This is a genomic window from Rhizobium phaseoli, assembly GCF_010668805.1.
GTDB lineage: Bacteria > Pseudomonadota > Alphaproteobacteria > Rhizobiales > Rhizobiaceae > Rhizobium > Rhizobium phaseoli_A.
In genome coordinates, this window is sequence record NZ_WUFT01000006.1 from 261,260 (window position 1) to 277,331 (window position 16,072).

Genomic DNA, 16,072 nt, shown 5'->3' on the forward strand with positions numbered 1-16,072 from the left:
TATCCGCGGCTTGACAATGTGACGGGCCGCGTTGCATTTTCGCCACATTGCGTTGCTTAAAGGTCACGCAAGGGTTTTGGACATTCGCTCCCGATCGAGTCGTTGCAGCGCTGGCTTTCTTGAGCCGGCGTTCTTTGGTTTCGATCGGTTGGCGAGGGCGGCAGGTGCCGTCTGAAGAGAGGCCGAATGACGCAGGATGGGGTATCGCCGGCGGCGGCGGGCGAGGCGGTGACCACGGTGACCGATCGCCGCGCCCTTTTTGCCGTGCCAGGCCTGGTGCTTGCCGGCGGCGCGCTTCTCTGCGCCACGGCGACACTTTTCGTGCTGCTCGGCCTCACCCCGATCGCCCCGAGTTCGCACGTCGTCATCACCTCGGTGATCGTCAATTCCTTCTTCGTCCTGACGCTGCTGGCGCTGATCGCCCGTGAGGTGGCAAGGCTGCTCAAGGCGCGTACGCGGGGCAGGGCGGCGGCGCGCCTCCACATCCGCATCGTCGTGCTTTTCTCGATCGTCGCGATCACCCCGGCGATCCTCGTCGCCATCTTCGCCAGCATCACCCTGAATGCCGGTCTCGACCGCTGGTTTGCGCTGCGAACCCAATCGATCGTCAGCTCGTCGCGCAATATCGGCCAGGCCTACATGATGGAAAACGCCAGCTACCTGCAGGGGCAGACGGTTTCCATGGCCAACGACCTGGAGCGCAACCGTGCGCTCTACACTCTCGACCGGACGGGTTTTGCCGACCTGATGACGCGCCAGGCGAGGGGCCGCGGCCTGCTCGGCTCCTTCCTCGTCGAGCGCGACGGTTCGGTGATCGTTCAGGCCGACATCGCCACCGAAAAGCCGTTGCCGGCGATCCCGCAGGACGCGCTTGAGAAGGCCGCGGCCGGCCAGCCGACACTGATTCCGCCCGGCGTCACCAACCTTGTCGGTGCCATCATCAAGCTCGATGCCATCCAGGGCACCTTCCTCTATACGGTGCGCGCCGTCGATCCCAAGGTCATGGGCGCCATGCGCATGATGGAGGAGAACGCCACCGAATATCGGTCGATGGAAGCCAACCGCTTCTCGCTGCAGATCGCCTTCGCCGTGCTCTATATCGGCTTCGCGCTGATCGTGCTGCTCGCGGCGATCTGGACCGCGATCGCCGTTGCCGACCGGATCGTTCGGCCGATCCGGCTCTTGATCACCGCGGCCGACAGCGTGGCATCGGGCAATATGGATATCGTCGTGCCGGTGCATGCCGTCGATGGCGACGTCGCCAATCTGTCGCGCACCTTCAACAAGATGATCTCGGAAATCCGCACCCAGCGCGACGAGATCCTCGAAGCCAAGGACGAGGTCGACGACCGCCGCCGCTTCATCGAAGCGGTGCTGTCTGGCGTCACTGCCGCCGTCATCGGCGTCGAACAGGATCGCCGCATCGCCATCGTCAACAGTTCGGCCGAAACGCTGATGTCGCTGTCGGCCGATGAGATGCTCGGCAAGCAGCTGGTCGACATCGCGCCGGAGGTCGACCACGTGCTGACCGAGGCGGCGTCGCGTCATCGCGGCGATTTCCGCAAGCAGATCGCGCTGGTGCGCGGCGGGACTGTGCGGACGCTGAGCGTGCAGGTCACCCGCGAGGAAGTGCGCGATCAGAGCGAATCCTATGTGATCACGCTCGACGACATCACCGACCTGGTCATCGCCCAGCGCTCGACCGCCTGGGGGGACGTCGCAAGACGCATCGCCCATGAGATCAAGAACCCGCTGACGCCGATCCAGCTTTCCGCCGAGCGCATCCAGCGCCGCTACGGCAAGCAGATCGACCCGGACGACCGAACCGTGTTTGATCAGTGCACCGATACGATCATCCGCCAGGTCGGCGATATCGGCCGCATGGTCGACGAATTCTCCGCCTTCGCCCGCATGCCGAAGCCGACCAAGGAGCCGAGCGACCTGCGCGATATCTTGCGCGACGCGATCTTCCTGCGCGAGATGGGCAACAACCACGTCACCTTCGGGCAGGATTTCGGCGAGCAGCCGCTGGAGGGCCTGTTCGACAGCCGCATGCTCGGCCAGGCTTTCGGCAATCTGATCAAGAATGCCGTCGAAGCGATCGAGGCCGTTCCGATGGACGAACGCGACGAACGCAAGATACTCGTCCGAGCCACTTTCGACACCGGCCGCGACCGCTTCACCGTCGATGTCATCGACAATGGCCGCGGCCTGCCGGTGGAGAACCGCCACAGCATTCTGGAACCCTATATGACGATGCGTGAGAAGGGCACCGGCCTCGGTCTCGCCATCGTCAAGAAGATCATCGAGGAACATGGCGGGCAGCTTGAGCTGCACGATGCGCCCGCCGATTTTGACCGGGGAAGAGGGGCCATGATCCGCGTGCATCTGCCACGCCGGGATCCGACGCCTGCCTCTCCCGCAGCCAATGACAAGGAAAGCGTTTATGGCCTCTGATATTCTTGTCGTCGACGACGAGCACGATATTCGCGAGATCGTTTCCGGCATTCTCTCCGACGAGGGACACGAAACGCGCACGGCCCATGACAGCGACAGCGCGCTGGCGGCGATTTCCGACCGGGTGCCGCGGCTGATCTTCCTCGATATCTGGATGCAGGGCAGCAAGCTCGACGGCCTGTCGCTGCTCGACGAGATCAGGACCCGCCATCCGGAATTGCCGGTGGTGATGATCTCCGGCCATGGCAACATCGAGACCGCCGTCTCGGCGATCAAGCGCGGCGCCTTCGATTTCATCGAGAAGCCTTTCAAGGCCGACCGGCTGATTCTGATCGCCGAACGGGCGCTGGAGAATTCCAAGCTTAAGCGCGAGGTCTCCGAGCTGAAGCGCCGCACCGGCGACGCGCTGGAGCTGATCGGTACCTCGGTTGCCGTTTCGCAGCTGCGCCAGACCATCGAGAAGGTCTCGCCGACCAACAGCCGCATCATGATCCTCGGCGCATCCGGCTCCGGCAAGGAGCTGGTGGCGCGGATGATCCACAAGAAGTCGACCCGCGCCAGCGGTCCTTTCGTGGCAATCAACGCTGCCAACATCACGCCCGACCGCATGGAAGTGGCGCTGTTCGGCACCGAGGGAACACCCGGCCAGGCCCGCAAGATCGGCGCGCTCGAGGAAGCCCATCGCGGCATCCTCTATCTCGACGAAGTCGGCGAGATGCCGCGCGAGACGCAGAACAAGATCCTGCGCGTGCTGGTCGATCAGCAGTTCGAGCGGGTCGGCGGCTCCAAACGCGTCAAGGTCGATGTCCGTATCATCTCCTCGACCGCCTATAATCTCGAGAGCCGTATCGCTGAGGGATGGTTCCGTGAGGATCTCTATCATCGCCTCGCCGTCGTGCCGGTCCGCGTGCCGGCCCTGGCCGAGCGGCGCGAGGACATTCCCTTCCTCGTCGATCAGCTGATGCGGCAGATTTCCGAGCAGGCCGGCATCCGTCCGCGCCGCATCGGCGACGATGCCATGGCCGTGCTGCAGGCGCATGATTGGCCTGGTAATATCCGCCAACTGCGCAACAATATCGAGCGGCTGATGATCCTTGCCCGCACCGATGGGCCGGATGCGCCGATCACCGCCGACATGCTGCCGACCGATCTCGGCGACATGCTGCCGAAGGTTTCGGCCAAGAACGACTATCACATCATGACGCTGCCGCTGCGCGAAGCCCGCGAGATGTTCGAGAAGGATTATCTGATCGCCCAGATCAACCGCTTCGGTGGCAATATCTCGCGCACTGCGGAATTCGTCGGCATGGAACGTTCGGCGCTGCACCGCAAGCTGAAGTCGCTCGGCGTCTGATCTTTCCGGCGCGGCCGAGGCCGCGCCGCATTCCCTTATAGCTTTCCGCAAGACCAGGTTTCCCATGCCGAGAATTGCCTATGTGAATGGCCGTTACGTCAAGCATTCCGATGCCAGCGTGCATATTGAGGATCGCGGTTATCAGTTCGCTGACGGCGTCTATGAAGTCTGCGAGGTGCGCCACGGCTATATCGTCGATCTCGCCCGCCATCTGAACCGTCTCGACCGTTCACTCGGTGAGCTGCGCATCGCCTGGCCGATGGGCCGGGCGGCGCTGACGCAGGTCATTCGCGAGACGCTGCGCCGCAACCATGTCCGCAACGGGCTTTTCTACATGCAGGTGACGCGCGGTGTGGCGCGCCGTGATCATGTCTTTCCGACCGAGGGAACGCCGCCCTCGCTTGTCATCACTGCCAAGAGCACCGACCCTAAGATCATTGCCGCCAAGAATGCCAATGGCATCAGGGCGATCACCCTTGTCGACAATCGCTGGGACCGCGTCGACATCAAATCCGTCGGCCTGCTGCCGAATGCCATGGCCCGCCAGCAGGCCAAGGAGGCCGGTGCCCAGGAAGCGATCTATGTCGACGGCGACGGCATGGTGAAGGAAGGGGCGGCGACCAATGTCTGGATCGTCGATCGGGATGGAATGCTGGTGACGCGGCCGGCCGAACACGGCATCCTGCGCGGCATTACCCGCACCACCTTGATGGATGTCGCAGCCAGGCTCGGGTTGCAGATCACCGAGCGAAACTTCTCGGTTTCCGAGATGCTCGCAGCCCGCGAGGTCTTCCTCACCGCAGCCACAAGTATTTGTTTTCCGGTCGTTTCCGTCGATGGCCAGACGATCGCCAACGGTCATCCGGGCAGCGTTTCGCAGAAAGTCCGCGAGGCCTTTTTCGACGTTGCGGAAAAGATTGCGATTTGATACCAAGATTTGCTGGACGGGTGAAATGAGGCGCCGGTCTTGCGGGTGAGGTTGATTGATATTCTACCGGCCGGATCAGGTCGGCAATAAAGAAAGAAGCGGCGCGATGGCGGAACGTTCTCAGAATCTCCAGGATTTATTTCTCAATACTGTTCGCAAACAAAAGATTTCCCTGACAATCTTTTTGATCAACGGCGTGAAACTCACGGGCGTTGTTACGTCTTTCGACAATTTCTGTGTTCTTCTTCGCCGTGACGGCCATTCGCAGCTCGTGTATAAGCATGCGATCTCGACGATCATGCCGGGCCAGCCGATGCAGATGTTCGAGAGCGAAGAAGCAGCGTCCTAACAGGATCAGCCGTCATTTCGACACGCGATACCAAGAACGATTCGATCATCCCTGAGGCCGCCAAGCACAGGGACGACATGCGCGCGACCGTCGTCGTGCCGGTCCTGAAATCGCGCAGCCGCGGCGGCCAGAGCGAATCGGCTTCGACCCGCACGCCGGAAAGCCGCCTCGAAGAGGCGACAGGGCTTGCCCAGGCGATCGACCTCGATGTCGTCACCGGCTCGATCGTGCCGGTCAATGATCCGCGACCGGCGACATTGCTCGGCACCGGCAAGATCGAGGAGATCAAGGCGCTGCTCAACGAGCGCGATTCCGGTCTCGTCATCGTCGATCATCCGCTGACGCCGGTGCAGCAGCGCAATCTCGAAAAGGAATGGAACGCCAAGGTCATCGACCGCACGGGCCTCATCCTTGAAATCTTCGGCCGCCGCGCCTCCACCAAGGAAGGCACGCTGCAGGTCGATCTCGCCCACCTGAATTATCAAAAAGGTCGGCTGGTCAGAAGCTGGACCCACCTTGAACGCCAGCGCGGCGGCGGCGGCTTCATGGGCGGCCCGGGCGAAACCCAGATCGAAGCCGACCGGCGGATGCTGCAGGACCGCATCATCAAGCTCGAACGCGAGCTGGAGCAGGTTGTGCGCACCCGCCAGCTCCACCGCGCCAAGCGCCGCAAGGTGCCCCACCCGATCGTGGCGCTGGTCGGCTATACCAATGCCGGCAAGTCGACGCTGTTCAACCGCATCACCGGCGCCGGCGTGCTGGCCGAAGACATGCTTTTTGCCACGCTCGACCCGACGCTTCGGCGGATGAAGCTGCCGCACGGCCGCACCGTCATCCTGTCCGACACCGTCGGCTTCATTTCCGACCTGCCGACCCATCTGGTCGCCGCCTTCCGGGCGACGCTGGAAGAGGTGCTGGAAGCCGATCTCATCCTGCATGTCCGCGACATGTCCGACGCCGACAACCAGGCTCAGAGCTCCGACGTGATGCGCATCCTTGGTGATCTCGGCATCGACGAGGCGGAAGCGGACAAGCGGCTGATCGAGGTCTGGAACAAGATCGACCGGCTGGAGCCCGAGGTGCACGACACCATGGTGCAGAAATCATCAGGCGCCAGCAACGTCGTCGCGGTCTCAGCCGTCAGCGGCGAGGGCGTCGACACGCTGATGGACAAAATCAGCCGCAGGCTCTCCGGCGTGATGACCGAAGCGACCATCCGGCTTCCTGTGGACAAACTGGCGCTGCTCCCCTGGCTTTACGACCACGCGATCGTCGACGCCCGCGAGGACAATGAGGACGGCTCAATCACGCTCGACCTGCGTCTCTCCGAAACCGAAGCCACCGAACTCGAACGCCGCATCGGCAACGGCCCGAAATCTTCGAAGGAAGATTGGGAGCGGTGAGGTACTCCCTTCTCCCCAGCGGGGAGAAGGTGGCCCGAAGGGTCGGATGAGGGGGCCGCACGGCACACACTTCATGCTGCCCTTCGCTTGCGCTCAGCGCATTCGCTCCTGTCGTCGCTCACCCCCTCATCTGCCTGCCGGCATCTTCTCCCCGCTGGGGAGAAGGGAGATGTGGCAACGCTGTGCCCCCTCAGCCCTGACCGTCACAGCCGGCTCAATCGCGTTCCCGTTGACAAACTGGTGCTGCTGCGGCTCTATGACCACGCGACGACGCCGCATCCACCAGCAGCGGTGGCATGGATCCTCGGCTCAAGGCCGAGGATGACGGAGAGTGGGGTTGGCTTCTTGCCAAACTCGGCCCGACCTATTCAGCCACGAGCGCTCGCTCAATCGCCTTCGCCGCCTGCCAGATCTCCTCCATCCGCTCAAGACTGGCCGCCTCCAGTGTCTCGCCTTCTTTATCAAGAACATGCTCGATGTGACTGAACCGACGCCGAAATTTTGTATTCGTCCCGCGCAACGCCTGTTCCGGATCGGTCTTCACATGCCGGCCGATATTGACAACCGCGAAGATCAGATCTCCCAACTCGTCGCTGACCTTCGCTCGATCGCCCTCGCTTAATGCCACCCGCAATTCGGCGATTTCCTCCTCGATTTTGTCGAGGATCGGTTCCGGCGCCGACCAGTCGAAGCCGACCTTGGCGGCACGTTCCTGCAGTTTCAGCGCTTCTGTCAAAGCCGGGAAGCTGCGTTGTACAGACCCCAGGAACCCGCCCTTGAAATCCTCGGTAATCCCGCGCCTGGACCGCCGCTCGGCACGCTCGCGTTTTTCCGCCTGCTTGATCTCGTCCCACTGGATCTTCACCGCATCGGGCGTATCGGCCGCCGAGCGGGCGAAGACATGCGGGTGGCGGCGGATCATCTTGGTGGTGATGGCGTTAACGACGTCGCCGAAGGAGAATTCGCCAGCCTCCTCGGCCATGCGGGCATGGAAGACCACCTGCAGCAGCAGGTCGCCCAATTCGTCGCAGAGATCGTCCATATCGCCACGCTCGATCGCGTCGGAGACCTCATAGGCCTCCTCGATCGTATAGGGCTTGATCGTCTCAAAATTCTGCTCAATGTCCCAGGGACAGCCGGTTTCGGGATGGCGCAGTGCCGCCATGATCTCGATCAGCCGCGAAATGTCTTTGGAAGGTTCCATGGTGCCTCGGTTAAGCGGCCTCAGTTTAAAGGGATGTCGTTGGCGCTCTTCGACGACTGGTAGGTGGTGGAAAGCGCGTCATAGCGCGCCTTGATGCGGGCGGTCTGCGCAGCGAGCGCGGTCTTGAGCGGTGCCTCTTCGGTCTCGACGAGATCGGCGATGGCAAAGCTGTTCCAGAAGGCGTTCTGCCTGCGATAGCCGCCGGGTTCAAGCCCGAACACCTCCTTCAGGATCTTCAGGTCGTGCGGAATGGCGAAGGCATCGCGGGAATCTTCGTGGCTGAAAAAATAATAGAAATTGTCGAAGCCCGCCCAGGTGATCGCCGACATGCACATGGTGCAGGGTTCGTGCGTCGACAGAAAGATCAAATCCTTGGTCGCCGGCTTGTCGCCAAGCTCGTAGAAGCGTTTCAGCGTATGCACTTCGCCGTGCCAGAGCGGATTGTCGAGCTCGTTGTTGGTCTCGGCGACGACGAGCGACAGATCGGATTTGCGCAGGATCGCCGCGCCGAACACCTTATTGCCGAGTGAAACGCCGCGCTCGGTCAGCGGCAGGATATCGTCTTCGACAACGGAAAGCAGGCGAGCGGCGATGGTTTTGTCAGGCATTGATCTCTCCGGTTTTCCCTCAGTCTATCGCCTCGGCGGCGCAAGTGAAATGCGCCAAACGCCGGTGGACGTCGTTTGTCACAGGCTTTACAGTGCAATGCAGCAAATGCGCTCACATGTGCTGTTTTGGTCAGCATGGGTGACTTTTCTCAAATCGCGGATGAGACGAGCAAAAGAATACGCGCTGGCTGGGGCTTTCGAATTTCTGTTCCTTCAATCCCTTGTCGATCAAGGGCATATTCTGGCAACTTCGAAGTGGATTGATGATGTCTCCCAAGACTGAGCAGCTTTCGGTATTTCCAGCCTTCTTTCGCGTGGAAGGCCAGAAGACGGCTGTCTTCGGCAATGGCGACGAAGCGTTCGCCAAGGTGCGGCTGCTCTTGAATACACGGGCGCGGATCGTTGCCTATGCCGGGAGGCCGGAAGCCGATTATCATGCCTTCCTGATCGCCAACCGCATCGAGACCGTGCGCGCCGGCTTTTCCGCCGAACAGGTCGAGGGATCGGCGCTGGTCTTTGCCGCCACCGGCAATGAGGCTGACGACCGCGAGATCGTCGATGCCGCCCGCACTGCCAGAATTCCGGCCAATGCCGTCGATCAGCCCGATTACTGCGATTTCTTCACGCCGGCGCTGGTCAATCGCGCCCCCGTCGCCGTTGCGATCGGCACCGAAGGGGCAGGGCCGGTTCTGGCGCAGATGATACGCGCGCAGATCGACCAGCTTCTTTCCCCCTCGCTCGGCCGGCTTGCAGGCCTGGCGACAAGCTACCGCAAGGTCGTCGAGCAATTGATTCCGCGTGGCGTTTCCCGCCGCGTCTTCTGGCGCCGTTTCTTCTCCGGCGCCGTTGCCGATGCGGTCGCCAATGGCAACCTGCCGCAGGCCCGCCACTCTGCCGATCGGCTGCTGGGTTCGATGGACAAGGTCGCCGGCCATGTCTGGCTGGTTGGTGCCGGTCCCGGTGCCGAGGATCTGCTGACGCTGCGCGCCCAGCGCGTGATGATGGAAGCCGACGTCATCGTCTATGACGCGCTGGTGCCGCAGGCGATTGTCGATATGGGCCGCCGCGATGCCGAGCGTCTTTCCGTCGGCAAGCGCAAGGGCTGCCATTCGAAATCGCAGGAAGAGATCAACGACCTGCTGGTCGACCTCGGCCGCCAGGGCAAGCGCGTCGTCCGCCTGAAAGCCGGCGATCCGCTGGTCTATGGCCGGGCAGGGGAAGAGATGGCGGCAATGCGCGCCGCCGGCATCACCTATGAGGTCGTGCCCGGTATTACCTCGGCTTTCGCCGCCGCTGCCGATTTCGAACTGCCGCTGACGCTGCGCGGCGTTGCCTCTTCGCTGGTCTTCACCACCGGCCATGATTTGACCGGCGACGTGCTGCCCGATTGGGCAAGCCTTGCCGTCTCCGGCGCGACGATCGCCGTCTATATGGGCCGTACGGTTGCCGCCTCTGTTGCCGAGCGGCTGATGCAGGCCGGCATTCCCGCCGAGACCACCGTCGCCGTCATCGAAAATGCCAGCCGCACTGACCGCCGCCTGCTGCATGGCACGCTCGCCGATCTGCCCGATCTGCAGCACCGCGACGAGCTGACCGGTCCTGTCATGGTCATCATCGGCGATGCTGTCGCCGGTGCCAATTTCGAACTGTCCGAGCCGCTGGTGCGTGCGAACGCCCGGCTCGAGGAACTTGCAAGGAGCTGAACATGGTAGACAAGGTTCTGACGGCCAACCGGCTGACGGACGGCATTGCCGTCTGGCTGGATGCGAAGGGCACGTGGTCCACCTCGCTGCAGGAGGCGCTTGTCGCCCGCACTAACGAAGCTGTTGAAGCGCTTGAGGTGATCGGCAAGAAATCCTATGCCGACAACGAAGTCGTTGACGTCGCCGTCGTCGAAGTCCAGGACACCAACGGCAGTCTCTGGCCGCTTCGCCTTCGCGAGCGCATCCGCGCCCAGGGCCCGACCATGGAATATGCACCGGGCTACGCTCCGGCCGATCCCGAATTCATTGCAGTCTGAGGAAGACGATGTACCGTTACGACGAATTTGACCATGCCTTTGTCAGCGAGCGCGTCGAGCAGTTTCGCGACCAGGTTCAGCGCCGCCTTTCCGGCGAACTTGCCGAGGATGCGTTCAAGCCGCTGCGCCTGATGAACGGCGTCTACCTGCAGCTCCACGCCTATATGCTGCGCATCGCCATTCCCTACGGCACGCTGAGCGCCCGCCAGCTGCGCATGCTCGCCCATATCGCCCGCACCTATGACCGCGGCTACGGCCATTTCACCACGCGCCAGAACCTGCAGTTCAATTGGCCGAAGCTGTCGGACATCCCCGATGCGCTCGCCGATCTCGCAAGCGTCGAGATGCATGCGTTGCAGACCTCGGGCAACTGCATCAGAAACGTCACCGCCGATCATTTTGCCGGTGCCGCCGCCGATGAGATCGCCGATCCGCGTCCCTATGCCGAAATCCTGCGCCAGTGGTCGTCGGTCCACCCGGAATTCTCCTTTCTGCCGCGCAAGTTCAAGATCGCCGTCACCGGCGCCGAGCGCGACCGCGCCGCCATCCAGGTCCACGATATCGGCCTGCACCTGAAGAAGAATGACAAGGGCGAGATCGGTTTTGCCGTCTATGTCGGCGGTGGCCAGGGCCGCACGCCGATGATCGCCAAGCTGATCCGCGACTTCCTGCCCGAGGAAGACCTGCTCTCCTACACCACGGCGATCGTGCGTGTGTACAATTTGCACGGCCGCCGCGACAACAAATACAAGGCCCGCATCAAGATCCTCGTGCACGAAACCGGTGCCGAGGAACTGGCGCGCCAGGTGGAAGTCGAATTCGCCGCACTGAAGGATAGCGAGCTCAAGCTGCCGGAACAGGATGTCGAGGCGATCGCCAGCTATTTCGCGCTGCCGGATCTCACCGAGCGCGCCGAAGGCTGGGAAAACCTCGCCCGCTGGAAGAAGGCCGATCCGGATTTCGCCCGCTGGGTCCAGCAGAACGTGCAGCCGCACAAGAACCCCGATTACGGCATGGTGACGATCTCGCTGAAGCCGATCGGCGGTATTCCGGGCGACGCCACCGACGCGCAGATGGATGCGATCGCCGATCTCGCCGAGGAATATGCCTTCGACGAAATCCGCGTCAGCCATGAGCAGAACCTGATCCTGCCGCATGTCGCACTTGCCGATCTCGAAGCCGTCTATCGCGGCCTCGTCGCCATCAATCTGGCCGAAGCCAATGCCGGCCTGATCACCGATATCATTGCCTGTCCCGGGCTGGATTACTGCGCGCTCGCCAATGCGCGCTCCATTCCGCTGGCCCAGGAAATCTCCCGCCGCTTCGGCAATGCCGAACGCCAGGCCGAGATCGGTGAGCTGAAGATCAAGATCTCCGGCTGCATCAATGCCTGCGGCCACCATCATGTCGGCCATATCGGCCTGCTCGGTGTCGAGAAGAAGGGTGCCGAACTCTATCAGATCACGCTCGGCGGTTCCGGCGACGAACATACCTCGATCGGCGAAATCATCGGCCGCGGCTTCGAGCCGGACCGGGTGACGGACGCGATCGAGACGATCGTCGACACCTATCTCGGCCTGCGCCTCGATCCGTCGGAGATCTTCCTTGCCACCTACCGCCGCGTCGGGCCGCAGCCTTTCAAGGCTGCGCTCTACGGCGCAACCGCCGAAGCGGCATAAGGAGGCGATGATGACGAAGATCTGGAGAGAAACCGGTTTTGTCGAAAACGATCCCTGGGTGATCGAGGCCGACGAGGTGAAGGCTTCAGGCGAGCAGAAGCCGCTGCTCAGCCTCGACGAGCTGATCGCCAAGGCCGACGAAAGCAACGATGTCGGCCTCGGCGTGCTGATCAAGCCGGCCGACGACGTGCGCCGGCTGGAGCCTTACCTCTATCGCCTCGAAATCGTTGCCGTCGCCTTTCCGGCCTTCAACGACGGACGGGCCTTCAGCCATGCCTCACTGCTGCGCCAGCGCCTCGGTTATACCAACGAACTGCGCGCCGTCGGCGACGTGCTGATTGACCAGGTGCCGCTGATGCTGCGCGTCGGTATCGACAGCTTTTCCGTCAGCAACGCCACCGCGCTGAAGCGGCTGGCGGAAAACCGTCTCCCCGCCATTCCACATCATTATCAGCCGGCGGTGCGTGACGCCGAAGCCGGCAAGGGCTATAGTTGGCGCCGTCAGGCGAAGCCGGCCGCATAAGCGACCGATCCGCCGTTCTAAAGCATGTCGCGCAAAAGTGTGAAGCGGTTTTGCGGTAACGACATGCGCAAATGAAAGGCTTAAAGCGCATAGCGATCTGAAAGATAGCGACGCGCTTTATAATGAGCGGAACGGTAGCATGAAGACATTCGAAGTGGGGGTGATCGGTGGCGGTCTCGCCGGCATGGTCGCGGCAGTCGCGCTCGCCCGCGGCGGCCGCAGCGTGGCGCTGGTGGCGCCCGTCGCCGCCAAGGAAGACCGGCGCACCACGGCGCTGATGGATCAGTCGATCCGCTTCCTCGACCGGCTGACAGTCTGGGAAAAGCTGCGCCCGGCAGCCACGCCTCTCACCAGCATGCGCATCGTCGACGGCACCGACCGGCTGCTGCGCGCGCCGACGACCACCTTTCGCGCCGCTGAGGTTGGCCTCGATGCCTTCGGCTACAATTTCCCCAACAAGGCGCTGATCGACGTCCTCGAAAAAGCCGTCGCCGCCGAGGGCAATATCACCCGCTTCACCGATATGGCCGAATCGATTGCGCTCTCAGCCGAGGCCGTGTCGATCACGCTTGCCGGCGGCGAGACGCTGTCAGCCGATTTTGCCGTTGGTGCTGACGGCCGCGGCTCGAAGCTGCGCGAGACGGCAGAGATCGGCGTGCGCAACTGGTCCTATCCGCAATCGGCCATGGTGCTGAATTTCGCCCATTCGCTGCCGCACCAGAATACCTCGACCGAATTCCACACCAAACACGGCCCCTTCACACAGGTGCCGCTGCCGGGGAACCGCTCCAGCCTCGTCTGGGTGCAGGAGCCCGCCGAGGCCGCAAGCCGCATGGAATTGCCTCTGGCCGAACTCGGTCTCCTTGTCGAGGCGCGCATGCAGTCCATGCTCGGCAAGGTCGATGTGGAGGAGGGCGTCCAGGTCTGGCCTCTTTCCGGCATGATCGCCCATCGCTTCGGCAAGGGGCGCATCGCGCTGATCGGCGAGGCCGCCCATGTCTTCCCGCCGATCGGGGCGCAGGGGCTGAACCTCAGCCTGCGCGATATCATGGCGTTGACCGAGATCCTCTGCGACAGGATCGAATTGCCGGTGCCGGCCGATGCCGGCGAAAGCTTCGACCGCAAGCGCCGCGCCGACATCATGACGCGCACTGCCAGCGTCGATCTTCTCAACCGCTCGCTCCTGTCGGATTTCCTGCCGGTGCAGATGCTGCGGGCTGCCGGCCTGCATATCCTCTCGGCTTTTCCGCCGCTGCGCAACATCATCATGCGCGAAGGCATCGAGCCCGGCCGCGGCTTGCGCGATATTCCGGGTGCGCTACGGGAGAAGCTGAAACGGAAGAAGGCCTGAGCGGATCACCACCAGCCAGAGCGAAACGCTGGCCACCGAAAGCATCGTGGTGATCAGGATCGTTGCCGATGCGCGCTCCTGCCACACGCCATATTGCTGGCCGATGACGAAGACGTTGGTCGCCGTCGGCAGGCAGGCAAGCAGCACGGCGGCGTGGATCCACACCGGCTCGAATCCGCCGACCGCTGTCAGTGCCAGCAAAACCGCGATCGGGTGCAGGATCAGCTTCGCCGGGACGATGTAACCGATTTCCACGGGAACCCGCTTCAGCGGCCGCAGCGCCAGCGTCACGCCCATCGCAAACAGCGCGCAGGGCGCCGCCGCCTGGGCGAGGTAATCGACGAGGCGCTGAAACGCCAGCGGCTGGTCGAGATGCAGGGCAGCCACGGCAAAACCTGCTGCCGTCGACAGGATGAAGGGGTGCAGCGCCACTTTTCGGGTGATATCGGCGGCAAGCCGCCCGGACGAACGTTTGTCGTCGCCGGCCGCCGCCATCAGCGCTGGCGCCACGATGAAATGCAGCGCATTCTCGAAACAGATGATCAGCGCCACCGGCACAGCAGCGCCGTCGCCGAGCGCAAGCAGCGCCAGGCCCGGCCCCATATAGCCGATATTGCCATAGGCCCCGGCAAAGGACTGGATGGTGCAATCGGCAAGCGAATTGCCGCGCAGCACGCGGCCGATGGCAAACAGCAGGATGAACACCGCGTAGGTCGCGGCGATATCGGTGACGATGAAATCGACCCGCGTCAGCTCTTCGATCGGCGTGCGCGAAACGAGCTTGAAGAACAGGGCGGGCAGGGCGGCATAGATGATGAAGGTGTTCAGCCATCCAAGTGCTTCGGCCGGCTGCTTCGTTGCCTTGGCGGCGGCATAGCCGATCAGGATCAGGCCGAAGAACGGCAGGAGCAGGCTGACGATATCGGCCAAGAGGCTTTCCAGTGCGCGGGGATTACAGGCGGGTAGGGATCCGATTTTAAGCAATTTCAGCCAAAGTGCACAGCGGTTTTGCTGGAGTTGCGTGAAAACAAAGAGATAGAGCGTTTTCGTCGTTCGAAGAAAGACGGAAACGCTCTAATTCTATTGAGGCCTAACCCAACAAGCGGTCAGTAGTCCCAGAAGGCCGGTACCCAGCGAAAGGCGTCGCCGTCGACCGCCACCCGGCCGACGGACGGGAACGGCAGGTGAGTGGCCACCAGTTGCTCGCCGGTCTCCGCCAGTTCCCGTAAAAGACGGACCCGAACGCGAGCCGCCTCCTCGGGGTCGTGTTCGAAGCCGTTATACCAGTCGGGGTGTTCAAACCCGACTGCGAACACGGCGTCGCCGGCAAACATCAGCCGGTCCCCACCGGACGCGATGCGGATTACGCTGTGCCCGGGGGTGTGGCCGCCGGTGCGATGGACGACCACGCCCGGCGCCACCTGGTACTCCTCGTCGAACAGCCGCAGATGACCGCTGTATTCTTTCGCGAACCGCTTGGCAGCCGCCCGAAGCGCGTCCGGGAACCCCGGCGGCATGGAAACGTGGGAGAAATCGGGCGCCTCCCAGAACTTGACTTCGGCGGCGGCCACGTGGATCCGCAGGTCCGGACGCAGCTGGTCCTTAACCCCGTCGACGAGCAGACCGCCAATGTGGTCCATGTGCATGTGGGTCAGCACCACGTCGGTCACGGCCGCAAGATCGATGCCGGCGGCCTCCAGTCGCCTGATCAACTGTCCGGCTCGCGGCAAGTGCAAGTCAGGATCGACCCCCAGCCCGGCGTCGAGGAGTATAGTCTGGCCGCCGCTGCGCACCACTACGACGTTGAGCGCCCAATCCAAAGCGTCCAGCGGCAGGTACATGTCTTTCAGCCAGGCCGCCCGGGCGGCCGGATCGGCGTTGTGGCCCAGCATCGCGGTTGGGAGCGGTAGCACACCATCACTGACCACCAGCACCTCAATCTCGCCGATATTAAGCGCGTAGCGCGACGGAACCAACTCGTCGAGCCGAGGGCCTATCTTTGTCTCAAGGTTCATGTTCGTCTCCTTCTGACCGCCGCCTTAAACACGGCACCGACGACGCTACAGGGAGGCCTGTTTTCGGTCGATTGGGTCGAGGGATAGGCCTGGTAGGGCCAAGGACAGGGCGAGCTATACCACCGCATAGGTCTGTCATTCAGGTTGCGGGGCGTCGAACAACCGGAGCGGATCGATCGAC

15 protein-coding genes are annotated in these 16,072 nt (G+C 62.7%); 11 read left to right on the forward strand and 4 right to left on the reverse strand.

Annotation, left to right across the window (positions count from 1 at the left end; genetic code table 11):
- Window positions 1-186: 186 nt before the first annotated feature.
- The 5 genes from GR197_RS11785 (at window position 187) to hflX (ending at window position 6,491) form a co-directional block, all read left to right on the forward strand.
- Complete coding sequence (locus tag GR197_RS11785) at window positions 187-2,457, forward strand: sensor histidine kinase NtrY-like (protein ID WP_164009541.1); 2,271 nt, start codon at window positions 187-189, stop codon at window positions 2,455-2,457.
- On the forward strand, window positions 2,447-3,811 hold the full coding sequence (locus tag GR197_RS11790) for a sigma-54-dependent transcriptional regulator (protein WP_164009543.1): 1,365 nt from the start codon (window positions 2,447-2,449) through the stop codon (window positions 3,809-3,811). Before GR197_RS11785 ends, GR197_RS11790 begins: the two co-directional genes overlap by 11 nt.
- Before the next feature lie 64 nt (window positions 3,812-3,875).
- Window positions 3,876-4,739, forward strand: coding sequence for a D-amino-acid transaminase (locus GR197_RS11795; protein WP_164009545.1), 864 nt, complete (start codon window positions 3,876-3,878; stop codon window positions 4,737-4,739).
- Between the two features lie 106 nt (window positions 4,740-4,845).
- Window positions 4,846-5,088, forward strand: coding sequence for an RNA chaperone Hfq (gene hfq / locus GR197_RS11800; protein ID WP_003539403.1), 243 nt, complete (start codon window positions 4,846-4,848; stop codon window positions 5,086-5,088).
- Between the two features lie 77 nt (window positions 5,089-5,165).
- Window positions 5,166-6,491: a GTPase HflX gene (hflX, locus tag GR197_RS11805; RefSeq protein ID WP_164009547.1), complete on the forward strand. Its 1,326-nt coding sequence runs from the start codon at window positions 5,166-5,168 to the stop codon at window positions 6,489-6,491.
- 364 nt (window positions 6,492-6,855) lie between these two features.
- Here the strand turns inward: hflX and mazG are convergent, their stop codons facing one another.
- A complete protein-coding gene (gene mazG / locus GR197_RS11810) occupies window positions 6,856-7,695 on the reverse strand; it encodes a nucleoside triphosphate pyrophosphohydrolase (RefSeq protein WP_164009550.1) in 840 nt (279 codons plus the stop codon).
- Window positions 7,696-7,715: 20 nt separating this feature from the next.
- On the reverse strand, window positions 7,716-8,303 hold the full coding sequence (locus GR197_RS11815) for a deaminase (protein ID WP_164009552.1): 588 nt from the start codon (window positions 8,301-8,303) through the stop codon (window positions 7,716-7,718).
- Here GR197_RS11815 and GR197_RS11820 point away from each other — a divergent pair.
- From GR197_RS11820 to GR197_RS11845, 6 genes are all read left to right on the forward strand, one after another.
- The gene (locus GR197_RS11820; RefSeq protein WP_164009554.1) at window positions 8,287-8,586 is read left to right on the forward strand and encodes a hypothetical protein; all 300 of its coding nucleotides are present in this window, start codon (window positions 8,287-8,289) and stop codon (window positions 8,584-8,586) included. The genes GR197_RS11815 and GR197_RS11820 overlap by 17 nt on opposite strands.
- Entirely contained in the window at window positions 8,570-10,006 is a 1,437-nt protein-coding gene (gene cysG, locus GR197_RS11825) for a siroheme synthase CysG (RefSeq protein ID WP_164009556.1), read from the forward strand. The genes GR197_RS11820 and cysG overlap by 17 nt, the downstream gene beginning before the upstream one ends.
- A 2-nt stretch (window positions 10,007-10,008) precedes the next feature.
- Window positions 10,009-10,323, forward strand: coding sequence for a DUF2849 domain-containing protein (locus GR197_RS11830; protein ID WP_164009558.1), 315 nt, complete (start codon window positions 10,009-10,011; stop codon window positions 10,321-10,323).
- A gap of 8 nt (window positions 10,324-10,331) precedes the next feature.
- A complete protein-coding gene (locus GR197_RS11835; RefSeq protein WP_164009560.1) occupies window positions 10,332-12,002 on the forward strand; it encodes a nitrite/sulfite reductase in 1,671 nt (556 codons plus the stop codon).
- A 10-nt stretch (window positions 12,003-12,012) separates the two neighbouring features.
- On the forward strand, window positions 12,013-12,525 hold the full coding sequence (locus GR197_RS11840) for a DUF934 domain-containing protein (RefSeq protein ID WP_164009562.1): 513 nt from the start codon (window positions 12,013-12,015) through the stop codon (window positions 12,523-12,525).
- Between the two features lie 139 nt (window positions 12,526-12,664).
- Window positions 12,665-13,876 carry a UbiH/UbiF family hydroxylase gene (locus GR197_RS11845; RefSeq protein ID WP_164009564.1) on the forward strand — a complete coding sequence of 404 codons (1,212 nt, stop codon included), beginning with the start codon at window positions 12,665-12,667 and terminating at the stop codon, window positions 13,874-13,876.
- Here GR197_RS11845 and GR197_RS11850 read toward each other — a convergent pair.
- Both GR197_RS11850 and GR197_RS11855 read right to left on the reverse strand, forming a co-directional pair.
- Window positions 13,844-14,806 (reverse strand): AEC family transporter, encoded by a 963-nt coding sequence (locus GR197_RS11850; protein WP_164009567.1) that lies wholly within the window; start codon window positions 14,804-14,806, stop codon window positions 13,844-13,846. The genes GR197_RS11845 and GR197_RS11850 overlap by 33 nt on opposite strands.
- A gap of 176 nt (window positions 14,807-14,982) precedes the next feature.
- Window positions 14,983-15,891 carry an MBL fold metallo-hydrolase gene (locus GR197_RS11855; RefSeq protein WP_164009569.1) on the reverse strand — a complete coding sequence of 303 codons (909 nt, stop codon included), beginning with the start codon at window positions 15,889-15,891 and terminating at the stop codon, window positions 14,983-14,985.
- Window positions 15,892-16,072: the final 181 nt, after the last annotated feature.